This is a genomic window from Romboutsia lituseburensis (assembly GCF_024723825.1).
In the GTDB taxonomy this organism is placed as follows: domain Bacteria; phylum Bacillota; class Clostridia; order Peptostreptococcales; family Peptostreptococcaceae; genus Romboutsia_F; species Romboutsia_F lituseburensis_A.
Genome location: NZ_JANQBQ010000001.1, coordinates 926,313 through 938,669 on the forward strand (window position 1 = coordinate 926,313; position 12,357 = coordinate 938,669).

General features: G+C 26.0%; 10 protein-coding genes. 3 read left to right on the plus strand and 7 right to left on the minus strand.

Translation table 11 applies throughout. From position 1 onward, the window contains the following. Positions 1–16: 16 nt before the first annotated feature. Positions 17–799 carry an amino acid ABC transporter substrate-binding protein gene (locus NWE74_RS04650; protein WP_258242064.1) on the minus strand — a complete coding sequence of 261 codons (783 nt, stop codon included), beginning with the start codon at positions 797–799 and terminating at the stop codon, positions 17–19. Between the two features lie 569 nt (positions 800–1,368). Here NWE74_RS04650 and pdxS point away from each other — a divergent pair. Together pdxS and pdxT are read left to right on the plus strand one after the other, a co-directional pair. Beyond that, a complete protein-coding gene (gene pdxS / locus NWE74_RS04655; RefSeq protein WP_258242065.1) occupies positions 1,369–2,247 on the plus strand; it encodes a pyridoxal 5'-phosphate synthase lyase subunit PdxS in 879 nt (292 codons plus the stop codon). Between the two features lies 1 nt (position 2,248). Continuing rightward, positions 2,249–2,821: a pyridoxal 5'-phosphate synthase glutaminase subunit PdxT gene (gene pdxT / locus NWE74_RS04660; protein ID WP_258242066.1), complete on the plus strand. Its 573-nt coding sequence runs from the start codon at positions 2,249–2,251 to the stop codon at positions 2,819–2,821. Positions 2,822–3,286: 465 nt separating this feature from the next. Here the strand turns inward: pdxT and NWE74_RS04665 are convergent, their stop codons facing one another. Beyond that, entirely contained in the window at positions 3,287–3,961 is a 675-nt protein-coding gene (locus NWE74_RS04665) for a hypothetical protein (RefSeq protein ID WP_258242067.1), read from the minus strand. Positions 3,962–4,117: 156 nt separating this feature from the next. Here NWE74_RS04665 and NWE74_RS04670 point away from each other — a divergent pair, with 156 nt between their 5' ends. Then, the gene (locus NWE74_RS04670; protein ID WP_258242068.1) at positions 4,118–4,546 is read left to right on the plus strand and encodes a hypothetical protein; all 429 of its coding nucleotides are present in this window, start codon (positions 4,118–4,120) and stop codon (positions 4,544–4,546) included. Positions 4,547–4,586: 40 nt separating this feature from the next. On the opposite strand, the gene NWE74_RS04675 is transcribed toward NWE74_RS04670, so the two are convergent. The 5 genes from NWE74_RS04675 to NWE74_RS04695 form a co-directional block, all read right to left on the minus strand. Next, a complete protein-coding gene (locus NWE74_RS04675) occupies positions 4,587–7,814 on the minus strand; it encodes a ligand-binding sensor domain-containing protein (RefSeq protein ID WP_258242069.1) in 3,228 nt (1,075 codons plus the stop codon). Positions 7,815–7,975: 161 nt separating this feature from the next. Next, the gene (locus NWE74_RS04680; RefSeq protein WP_258242070.1) at positions 7,976–9,391 is read right to left on the minus strand and encodes a spore germination protein; all 1,416 of its coding nucleotides are present in this window, start codon (positions 9,389–9,391) and stop codon (positions 7,976–7,978) included. A gap of 135 nt (positions 9,392–9,526) precedes the next feature. Next, positions 9,527–10,414: a hypothetical protein gene (locus NWE74_RS04685; RefSeq protein WP_258242071.1), complete on the minus strand. Its 888-nt coding sequence runs from the start codon at positions 10,412–10,414 to the stop codon at positions 9,527–9,529. Between the two features lie 82 nt (positions 10,415–10,496). Continuing rightward, the gene (locus tag NWE74_RS04690) at positions 10,497–11,246 is read right to left on the minus strand and encodes a TIGR02206 family membrane protein (protein ID WP_258242072.1); all 750 of its coding nucleotides are present in this window, start codon (positions 11,244–11,246) and stop codon (positions 10,497–10,499) included. Positions 11,247–11,415: 169 nt separating this feature from the next. Beyond that, entirely contained in the window at positions 11,416–12,321 is a 906-nt protein-coding gene (locus NWE74_RS04695; RefSeq protein WP_258242073.1) for a DMT family transporter, read from the minus strand. Positions 12,322–12,357: the final 36 nt, after the last annotated feature.

Consider the following 12,357-nt stretch of genomic DNA (forward strand, 5'->3'; position numbering starts at 1 on the left):
TTCTCCTTTATTAAATTTAATTATTTTTTCCAAACCATTTATTGTATATTTCATTAAACACTCCATCTTTTTTTATTTGTTTTAAAGTTTTATTCACTTTATCACAGAGTTTAATATTATCCTTATTAAATGCAACAACATAATCTTCCTCTCCAAAGTTTTCTTCTAAAATATTGTATTTTTCTACCCCCGTTTTATTTATATAGTATTTTGCTAATGTTTCATCAGCTACTAATGCATCAATTCTTTTTGCATTTAAATCTCTAAATACTTTATCAAAAGTATCATAAAGTATTGGTTCACTATTAGATAAACTATTCAATAGTTTTTTATCCTTTTCTATAGCTTCAAGTCCAGCGGATCCTTGTTGTGTTCCTAATATCTTTCCTTTTAAATCACTTTTGTTTTTTATTTTAGAATCTTTCAACACAACTATTAATTGTTTATTTTTCATATAAGGCTCTGTGTATGTTACTAATTTTTTTCTTTCTTCTGTGAGGCTATATCCATTCCATATTACATCTATGTTTTTTGATCTTAATTCAGTTTCTTTCATAGACCAATCTATTGGTTGAAATCTAATGTTCATATCTAATCTTTTAAATGTTTCTTTTGCTAGATCAATATCAAATCCTACTGTATCTCCATTTTCATTCATATATCCCATTGGAAAATATGTATTATCAAAACCTATCACTATTTCATTTTTAACTTCATCTTTTTTTGAACATCCTACTATCAATAATAAAGACAGTAAAATTAAAATCATTACATTTAAAATTTTCAGTGTTTTTCTCATAACTCTCCTCCAGAAATTTGTAATAAATATAAAAAAACCATATAGGCTTTATACCTATATGGTTTATAATTATTATTTATATACCACCATAGATACAAGCCTTTTTAATAGCACTAAAAGGGCTTGTATCTATGAATTAATTTTCATATTACAATCCCTTGGTTCTATGATGGTGATGATGATTTAATTTTATATTTACATTTGTGTTTACCTTTTTTATTGTTAATTTAATCATAACACCATTCCTCCTCATTTTTTTAATATTTTTACTATTTCGTATTTTTATTTTATTTAGATTTAATCTTAATATAGTTTTTTTATTAAGTCAACTATTATTTTTTATTTTTAACTTAATAAAAAAATAAATTTCTAAATCTCTTAGTTTTTATTAATTATTAATTTTTATATTTGTTTTACATACAATTTGTTTTTTTACAAATTATACTTGTTTTTGTATCCATACATTTTATTTTAAATAATCTATATTTTTAATTGTATTGCTATTTTTTGTAAATTGTACTACTATTTGTTTGTAAAGTAAATCAAACAAATATAAAGGGGGAGAATACATGAATAGTAGATATGTATTAAATAAAAATTTAGCTCAAATGCTAAAAGGTGGAGTAATAATGGATGTTACAAACAAAGAAGAAGCAGTAATAGCACAAAATGCTGGTGCTTGTGCTGTAATGGCACTTGAAAGGGTTCCATCTGATATAAGACGTGATGGTGGCGTTGCTAGAATGTCTGATCCTAAAATGATTAAAGAGATTCAAGATGCAGTTAGTATTCCAGTTATGGCAAAGGTTAGAATAGGACATTTTGTAGAAGCTCAAATACTAGAAGCTTTAGAAATAGATTTCATAGATGAAAGCGAAGTTTTAACACCTGCTGACAACGTGTATCATATAGATAAATCAAAATTTGAAGTTCCTTTTGTATGTGGTGCCAGAAATTTAGGTGAAGCCTTAAGAAGAATTGGTGAAGGAGCTGCAATGATTAGAACTAAAGGTGAAGCTGGGACAGGTGATGTTGTTGAAGCTGTAACACATATGAGAACTATGACTTCTGATATAAGAAAAGTTGTATCAATGGGTGAGGAAGAACTTATGAATGCAGCTAAAGAAATGGGAGCACCTTTTGATTTAGTAAAATACGTTCATGACAATAACTCTTTACCAGTAGTAAACTTTGCAGCAGGTGGAATTGCAACACCAGCAGATGCTGCACTTATGATGCAATTAGGATGTGATGGTGTATTTGTTGGTTCTGGAATATTTAAATCAGATAATCCTCAAAAAAGAGCAGAAGCTATAGTTAAGGCTGTAACTAATTTTAATAATCCTAAAAAATTAGCTGAGATTTCAGAAGACTTAGGTGGCGCTATGAGTGGAATGTCTGTATCAAGTCTTAGCGATAATGAAAAATTAGCAGTTAGAGGTTGGTAATATGAAAATAGGTGTATTAGCAGTGCAAGGTGCTTATGAGGAACATATTAATATCTTAAAAAATCTAGGTGTTGATGCATTTGATGTTAGATATAAAAAAGACTTTGATAATTTGGATGGACTTATTATACCTGGTGGTGAAAGCACTAGTATTGGAAAACTTATAAAAACTTTAGATATCTATCCTATTTTAAAAAATAAAATACATGATAAACTTCCTGTATGGGGTACTTGCGCTGGCATGATTTTACTTGCTAAAGATATTGAAAAACAAGATGATAAATATATATGTGAAATGGATATAAAAGTCATTAGAAATGGATATGGTAGGCAATTAGGAAGTTTTAATACTTATTCTAGTATGAAATATATTGGTGATAATATAAATATGGTATTTATTAGAGCTCCTTTTATCCAAAGTGTAGGAAAAAATGTTGAAATTTTATCAGTTGTAGATAATAAAATAGTTGCAGCAAAAGAAGAAAACATGCTCGTTACATCATTTCATCCTGAGTTAACAAATGATTATAGAATTCATAAATATTTTATAGATATGGTCAATTCTAATATTTAAAACCTACCTTTCTTAGATAAAAATAAAAGACAAGCCCCTCAACTTGTCTTTTATTTCTATTAATTTAACCAAACGTTATCCTTTTGGTATTTTTTCGAACTAATTTAGTTCCCCTACTTTAATTATTTACTTATTATTTTTACATCCCTTAATGTATTTTATCAACACCTATATAATACAACAAGCATAGTGTCGAATTTTGTAATTCTTTGTGTTTTCCATAAATTTCTTTACTTTATTAACTAAAATATGAAATATTCTATTTTAATTTTTTTATAAAATAGTTGTATATATCCTATAATATTGGATATAATTTATATATCATAAGTTAGATACTTACATATAAAATCCACTATATGCTAAAACATTAATCTAATTAAATTTTTATAATATGCTTATATTTGAGACAGGTATCGGAAACCTGTCTTTTTTCTTTATATGATTTAATATAAGCATTATAAAAAGCTAAAATATTTTTTCTAAATTTATGGTCATATCTAATTTTAATTTTGTTGAGTCTATTGATATATTATTTAGAGTAACTGATTTAAAATTACTTTTATCTATAACTACATTTCCATCATTAAATTCTACATCCATATCACTATCTTCTGAAAACCAATCCTTTGCGAAATTATTAATCCCGATATTTACTATCCACTTAGCTATTTTTAAGTCTAAAAATTTAACTTCATCAATATTTAAAAGTAAGTCTTTATTTTTATTTAGTAAAGGTTTAATCTTAACCTCAATTGGTGTAACTATTTTTTTAGTTATATTATAATCTACTATCGCTTTTATGTATCCATCTCCTATATCTATATTAACTTTGCTTATTTTTTCATTTTTACTTTCATTTAAAAAGTGATCTACTCCATTTTTTATAGATTCCTTAGGTGCTAAAAATGCCCCTTCAAATCCAACTGGATTATCTATTAGTTCTACATTTTCAACTTTTAATCCATGTACCTTCTTTAGAAACTCTAAAGTGCTATTAATATCTTTATTTTCTATAGCGTCTTCTACTTTATGTGTATCTTCTTTTAATTTTTTGCTTCCTGTAGGCTTCATAAAAATGTACCCACCGATTAAAACTGATGTCGTTACTAAAATTCCTATTACCAACGTCTTTTTGTTCATAAATACTACCTCTAATTTTTTATATTTTTAATAAACTACTAGACTTATTATAAATAATTTTTTCTGTAATTTCCACAAAATAATAATACCTTGCTTTTATTGAATTTTTTAATTATAATTACATTCATCATAAATACTAAATAAGGAGATATATAGATGAAAGTTTATTTGCCAAAAATAATATATGATTCACCGACTAAACTACCACCATTAGAAAAAAATATTTTTTATTATATTGTATATAGAGTATTTAAATCCAATATTGAAAACAATAAAAATCTTAATTTAGAAATTAATATAGATGAAATTATAAGCATTATAGATAACTCTACACTACAATTATTAGATATAAAAGCTCAAACTATTAATGCACTCAACAACCTTAATAGAATAAATATAAGTTTAGTAGACAATGGATTTCATATAAAACTTTCTCCATTTGAAAGTGTTTATTTAAGTTATCCTACTGTTTATGTAACTATTAACCCTATAATTGTTGAATACTTAGACCAAATATCAATTGGAAATTATGTAGTCTTTAATTTACTTACAAATTCTGTAGTAAACAGTTATAAAATTATTTAATAAGAAACACTAGATACTTTTTAGCATCTAGTGTTTTTTATTAACATTGCTCCATTACTTCATTTGGATTAATAGGTAATATTATTATAAAATTACTTCCTTCTCCTGGAGTACTTTCTACATATATGGTTCCTTTATGAAGTTTTATTATATGACTTGTAATTGTTAGCCCTAATCCACTTCCACATTTAGCTTCATCTTGTTCATTTAATACCTGGTTAAATCTATCAAATATTATCTTATGATACTTCTCTTCTATACCTACACCTGTATCTTGTACACTGATCATAACTTTATCATCTAAATCTTTTACCGTCACAGTTATACTACCACCCTCTGGAGTAAATTTAGCTGCATTTCCTATTAAATTAATTACACATCTTTCTATTTCATATGGATCACAAGTTATTATTTTTTCTTCCATTTCAGGATCTATTATAATATCAATTCCTTTTGCCTTTATATAGTCTGCTAGTGTAAGGGCCGTTTCTTCCACTAAGTAGACTATGTCAACTTCTTTTAAGTCTATCACATACATATCCTTTTGTAACTTAGCTCCATCTAATATATTATTAATTAAATTTAATAGTCTGTGACAGTTTTTTTGTGACACATCAATATAATGACCTAGTTTTTCTTCTGTTATATACGATCCCTTTTTCATTAACCCCATTATTAATTGATTTGTACTGCTTATTACATTTAAAGGTGTTCTTAGCTCATGGGATAAATTTACAAAATAGCTATTCTTATTTTTTTCTAGCTTTATATTTTCATTAAGTAACAATGTGTTTCTTTCCATTTCTTCACTTAATAGCTTTGTTCTTTCCTTTACTATCTTGTCTAATGTCTTCATCCTATATTTATGTCTCATTATAATTATAGCTATTAATATAACGTATATAATACATGCTGATGGACTCATCCAGAATGGGCATTTTATCGTAAAGTTTACGAAACTTTGGTCTCCTATATTTCCATTGGTATCAATAGCTCGCACTTCAAATGTATAGCTACCTGGAGCCAATCCCTTATATGTAACATAATTATCTTTAGTAACAGAAGATTTCCCTCTATTTCCTAGTAAATAGTATTCATACATAACTTTATTTTTACTTGAATATATAGGCGTAAAAAACTTTATTGTTATTGTATCTGTGTTTTCACTAAGATTTAAACCATTTATATCTGAATATTCTTTATCATTTACATTAAATCCATCAAATAATACATTTGATTTACTTACTGCTTTATTTACATCCTCTGGATAAAATGCATTTAATCCATTTGGACCACCAAAGAACAACTCTCCATTTTTATTCTTATATGAAGCATTATTATTAAACTCTTTGCCTTGTATACCATCTGTAACACTTAAATTTTTCACTTTATTATTTTTAGTATCAATTTTAACAATTCCAAAATTAGTACTTGCCCAAATGTTATTATCATTATCTACTAACACTTCATGAATAGTATTATTTGAAAGACCATTTTGTGTTTTATATTTTATAAATTTTTTAGTTTTTTTATCAAATTTATTTAGACCGTTATCAGTTCCTATCCATATATTTTTTTCTTTATCTTCAATTATGCTCATTACATAATTGCTACTTATACTATCTTTATTTGACTGCTCATGCTTATAGTATTTGATTGATTTTTGATCCGGATTTAGTACACATAATCCTCCATCCTTTAATAATCCTAAGAAATAATTACCTTCACTATCTTGATATATCTCTTTTACATATAAATTCCTTTTTATATATTCATTCATATTGACTACTTTGCTATTTTTTGTATTGAATATGCATAAACCATTTGTAGTTCCTATCCATAAATACCCTTTATTATCTAAAAATATATCTTGAACTGATCCTTTAATAAGACCATCCTTTGTATTATAACTTCTTATAGTTCTATTTTTTCTATCTATTTTTAAAATGCCATTGTCAGTAGCAACAAATATTAAACTTCCACTTCCTGTAATATCATTTATATAATCACAGTCCATTTCTTTATTATTTTTGCTATTTAAATATATACAAACATTATCTTTTCTATCTATTATATTTATTCCTTTTGATTTTGTTCCAACCCAGAGATATCCATCGTCATCTTCATATATTCCATGAATCATATTTTCACTTAATAGTTGGTCTTTCTCTATACCAGCTTTATAATGCTTTATCTTGTTATTTTTATCAAATATGCCTAATCCTGAATATGTCCCAACCCATATAAGGCCTTCTTTGTCTTCCATTAAAGACTTTACATGGTCATATATTAAGCTATTTTTATCATATACTTTATTTATATATGTTTTAAATTTATTATTACTTTCATTATATTTTGCAAGACCGCTTTTCGTTCCTATCCACACATTATCATTGCTATCCCTCATAATAGCTTCTATCTGATTTGATGGAACAGAATCTCTGTCATTAGAATTATGCTTATATTCTCTTATTTCATTATTTTTAGTATTTATCTTATATAAACCTGAGTTATACGTTCCAATCCATACAATATCATGTTTATTATCACAATATAACGAACTAACCTCGTCGTCTCCTAAATAATGTTTAAACTCAGTTACCAAATAATTAGTTATAACTTTAAAATCTTTTGAAACTTCATCTACCCCAGAATTCATTCCTATCCATAAATGACCATAATTATCTTCATCAATAGAACATATCTCATTACTACTTAATCCATCTGATTGTTTTAGTACAATATCGAATGTATTATTATATTCATTGTAAATACTTAATCCTTTATGAGTTGTTACAAGGATTTTATTGTCTTTTGTACATATAATTTTCTTAATATTTCCATCTGATATATTACCTTTGTCCTCGGTATAATTGCTTATTTCCCCTGTTTTTATATCTATTTTATTTATACCTCCAACAGTTCCTACCCATATGTTCCCTTTATTATCTTCTGCTACATCAGTTATTACGTTACCACTTATACTATTTTTATTTTCTTCATTTTTATAAACCTTGAATTCATAACCATTGTAACGATTTAAACCATCATTTGTCCCTATCCATATATATCCTTTGCTATCTTGAAATATGCACTCTATAGTTGATTGACTTATACCTGGTTCGATGTATATGTTGTTAAAATTTATATTATCTAGGTCTGCATATGATTTAAATCCACTAAACTTTACTATACAAATAATAAGGAAACAAATTATTGTTATTTGTTTTTTTAATACTCTATTCTTTCTCATGCCCTTGCCTTTCAAATATTTTATTTCCTCCCCATTTAAATATTACAATATTTCTTTTTGATTTACAATATTTAACATTTAACCTGTTTTAACTTTAATATTTACTATTTAGCTTACTTATAAAAAAAACCTTCTACTGTTTTAAATGAAGGCTTTTTTTAGCTTATTAATTTTTATTATTTTTTACTTGATCTTATTGGAGTTCTAAATATTTGTCTCATAAGCGCTATTCTATCAAATGGGTATAAAGGATACAGATATGATTGACCTTCTATTGTTCTATTTGTAGCTATAAGTAAGAATGTAATTACAATACCTACAATGAATCCCCATACTCCAAATATTCCCGTAAGGATTAAAAGTAACATTCTACAAATTTTAAGAGCAAAACCTAGTTCTGTACTTGATTGTGCAAAACTTCCTAGAGATACTATTGCCATATATAATATAGTTTCAGGAACAAACCATCCTGTTTTTATAGCAAAATCCCCAAGTATTAAGGCTCCAACAACTGATAAAGACATACCTAATGAACCTGGCGTATTTAAAGATGCTAGTTTTAATGCATCAACAGCTATTTCCAATAGTACAAATTGTATAATGATAGGCACTGCAAACCCCTTATCTGGTTCTATAAATCTAATCCACTGAGGTAGTATATTTATATATTCTAATAACAATAAGTATACAGGAGTAAGTATAAGTGTCATTAGTAAAGTAAAGTTTCTTGTAAACCTTAAATAATTTCCTGTTATTATTGGTTGATAATAATCATCTGCATTTTGCATAAAATCAAAAATACTTGTTGGCAAAATTATTACATTTGGTGAAGTATCTACAATAATTGCTATTTTCCCTTCGTTAATATGAGCTGCTGCTACATCTGGCCTTTGAGTTGTTTTAATTTTAGGAAATGGATTATACCATTTAGATTTAGTTAATGCTTCAACTAGACTTTGTTGTCCCATTTCTAATCCTCTTACATTTATCTCTTCGAGCTCTTTTTTAATAAAGTTTATAACTTTTTCATCTGCACAACCTTTAATATATCCTATAGATAGATCTGTTTTAGTTTTATTCCCAATATTAGTCATTTCAAATACTAATTTTTCATCTCTTATTCTTCTTCTAATTAGAGCTGTATTCATTACAATAGTTTCCACAAAACCATCTCTAGGCCCTTTTAAAGTTTGTTCATTTGGAGGTTCTTCAGTCCCTCTAGCTGGATATGTACGTACATCAAGTAGCATACATTCATCATATCCATCTATTACGATTGCCATAGGGCCTACTAAGACAGATGTAGTTATCTTTTCTATATCACTTTCTTTATCCACTTCTATATGTGCTATATATTGATTCATAAATGATTGTATACTTTTGACTTGATTCATTTCATCCTTTGATATATTCATTATGGTATTTAATATTCGCTCTGTTACATCATCTTTTACAAGTCCATCTATAAAAAACAAATACGACTTTCTTCCACCTATATATACCTCTCTTGCTATTATATCAAAGCTATCTTTTATCTCTAACCTTGATGAAATTGCATTGTAGTTTTTATCAATACTTTTAGATAACTTCATAATATCCTCCTTCACTATTTTACTCATAATGGTATTGTTAGCAATTAACATAGATATTATTATCAAATTAAGTATTTATAATTTATAAAATAAAAAAACAATGAATAAATCTAATTCTAGATTTATTCATTGTTTTTACTCTAAATATTCATTTATATATACTGTCAAATCTTGCTCTGCATAATTTAAATTGGGATTTAAGGCTATTATAGCAAATATTATACCTATTACTAAAAATAAATTTGATAAAATTGATACTGTTTTTTTATCTTTGTTGCCACTAAAACACTGAGTTAAAACTAATATAAACATTATTGCCATAGATACAAATGCATATATTTTATATACATAATTTGCAAATACTTTTTTCGCAGTTATTATATAGTCCTCAAAATACTCTGTATTTCTATTTGTCTCTTCTGTCTTCGTGTGATTAGATCCTGTGTTAATCTGAAGAACTCGTTTGTCATCTTCATCATATGTTAGCTTATACTCATATTCTCCAAACTTCATATGATTAGTAAATTTAATTTTGCTTGTAAAGTTAACTATATACATAGTAAATCCTAAAAATATAATAAGCATAATAGCTACTACTGATTTATTTTTTATTAAAACTCTTTCTATATTCTTTTCTTTATCTCTTATGTTTTTTATATATTTCCTTCCTAGATATGACTCATAAGGTACAAATATTACTAACACTAATATTACTTCTAATATAGTAAATCCGTTATATTTAGTCATAAGTATAGAAAGTATTCTAATTATTATATATATATCGACAACTATTACGAAATTTTTTAACCCATTATTATATTTTTGCTCATCAAAAAATGTATAGTTTTTATACTCTTTTGAATTTTTTAATATGGTTGTAAGCCCTCTATGACACGCATACGATGTAAATAATAAAAATGCAATTTCCATTCCATTGTTCATAATAACATCTAGTATGAATCCTAATACTATCATTATTACAATCATCCGCATATCCTTTTTTTCCAATATTTTCTTACTCATTTTTGTCCCCTTCATTTATTTTATTTCTCATTTATATCTTAGCATATTTTTACATATTTTTACATGAAAAACGAAGTATCTATTATTCTATTATCTTTATTTTCAAACTAACATCTCCAAACTTATTCTTCTTTTGAAGTGCTATATTTTTATTAATAAAAATATACTCTAAAAATAATACTAGATTAAAAATCATCATTACTAATACAGTATAAATTATTTGGTTTAAGCTTTTTCCAATATTTATTGGAGATGAACTTATATATGCATAATTAGATCCTAAATATTTATTTAGAATAGCCATCATTATATGAAATACATTTATAAATATGATTGTATTCTTAAAATCTACTATTGTCATTCCAATATTCTTAACAAATAATAAATAAATAGATCCCCATAATAAAAACAAGTGTCCTATGAAATATGAAAATTGAGTTACATGAGGAAATACAAATGGATCTAACCCTGGAAACAGTAAGGCTGCTATTGATCCAAATATACCTAAATATGATCCTAGTTTCATTATATATTTTTGATTAAGTATAAGACCTAAACCTATGCATATTATTGCTACCCTACAATGATATAATGGAAGAGCTTCCTTAAATAAGTCTGTATCACTAATAAAGTACCAACTATATAAAATAATTTGCTGTAAAATTAATATTACTCCTATAAAAAGTTCTATTTTACGATTTTCAATTTTCCTTATTAATATAAAAATACTTATAATTGCCATTAAAAATAATATAAAAAGATGCATTCTCCCAAACATAATAAAATTATTATGTTCTATATTTCCTCTAAAAAAATATTTAAAACTTTTCATTCTTCCCTCCTCGTTGTTTCTTCTTTTTTGTAATATAAACAAACGCATTGTTGTATTATACAACATTTTGTCTGTTTTAGTAAAGCAAGTTTATTTTTCAAATATTTTCTAAATAAAAATAACCTATAAAGTTAAACTTTATAGGTTATTTTTATTTTATTTAATCTTATTAATTAGTTTCTTCTTTTTTTGTTGTTTTCTTAACCATAAGATTTGTACATATTCCACATATTATCAGAATACCTGCTATTATTTTTATAATCGATATAGATTCTCCTAGTATACAAAATGCTAGCACCATAGAAAATACAGGTACTAAATTAATAAATAATGAAGTCTTTGTTGGACCAATTTTTTTTATAGATATTTGTTGTATTAAATATCCGCCTACTGAAGGGAATATAGCCATATAAATTACAGACATCCACCCATTAAAAGTAGTGTGTGGAATGTATACCCAAGGCTTTTCAAGTATAACTAGAGGTATTAAAATTATCACACATGTTAAAAATGCATAACTAGTTATTTTAATAGGTGAGTAAACCTCAAGTACCTTCTTTGATAAAACTCCATAAGTTGCCCAGCATAATACAGCTACCATCATTAATATATCACCTATATTAAACTTCATATTGAATAATACGCTCATATTTCCATTGGTAGTTATAAGAATTACTCCAAATAAAGATATTAAAATTCCTAATATATTTTTATAAGTTATTTTATCTTTCAAAAATATACATGCTAATATAGTTGTTACTATTGGGTTTGTAGCTCCTATTAATGATGAATTTGTTGCAGTAGTATATTTTAAAGATAGGAAAAAGAATACATGGTACCCTACCATTCCTACTACCCCTAAAACTAAAAACGTTTTCAAATCCTGTTTAGTAATTTTCCAGTTTTCTTCTGTTTTTATAAGTATTATAAAAATAATTATTGTTGCTATCAAAAATCTAAAAAAAACTAAAGAAAATACCGGAAACTCTGCTATTGAAAATTTCCCTGCTATAAATGCGCCTGCCCAAAATATAGTTGCAAACAGCATCATGTACTTTTCAAATTTTTCTTTCATTATGTCTCCCCCTTTTTATTATTTTGTCAATATATG

What these genes read in the sequence shown, in the direction of transcription:
- NWE74_RS04650 (WP_258242064.1), bottom strand. Translation starts at nt 799, where the DNA reads ATGAGAAAAACACTGAAAATTTTAAATGTAATGATTTTAATTTTACTG.
- pdxS (WP_258242065.1), top strand. Translation starts at nt 1,369, where the DNA reads ATGAATAGTAGATATGTATTAAATAAAAATTTAGCTCAAATGCTAAAA.
- pdxT (WP_258242066.1), top strand. Translation starts at nt 2,249, where the DNA reads ATGAAAATAGGTGTATTAGCAGTGCAAGGTGCTTATGAGGAACATATT.
- NWE74_RS04665 (WP_258242067.1), bottom strand. Translation starts at nt 3,961, where the DNA reads ATGAACAAAAAGACGTTGGTAATAGGAATTTTAGTAACGACATCAGTT.
- NWE74_RS04670 (WP_258242068.1), top strand. Translation starts at nt 4,118, where the DNA reads ATGAAAGTTTATTTGCCAAAAATAATATATGATTCACCGACTAAACTA.
- NWE74_RS04680 (WP_258242070.1), bottom strand. Translation starts at nt 9,391, where the DNA reads ATGAAGTTATCTAAAAGTATTGATAAAAACTACAATGCAATTTCATCA.
- NWE74_RS04685 (WP_258242071.1), bottom strand. Translation starts at nt 10,414, where the DNA reads ATGAGTAAGAAAATATTGGAAAAAAAGGATATGCGGATGATTGTAATA.
- NWE74_RS04690 (WP_258242072.1), bottom strand. Translation starts at nt 11,246, where the DNA reads ATGAAAAGTTTTAAATATTTTTTTAGAGGAAATATAGAACATAATAAT.
- NWE74_RS04695 (WP_258242073.1), bottom strand. Translation starts at nt 12,321, where the DNA reads ATGAAAGAAAAATTTGAAAAGTACATGATGCTGTTTGCAACTATATTT.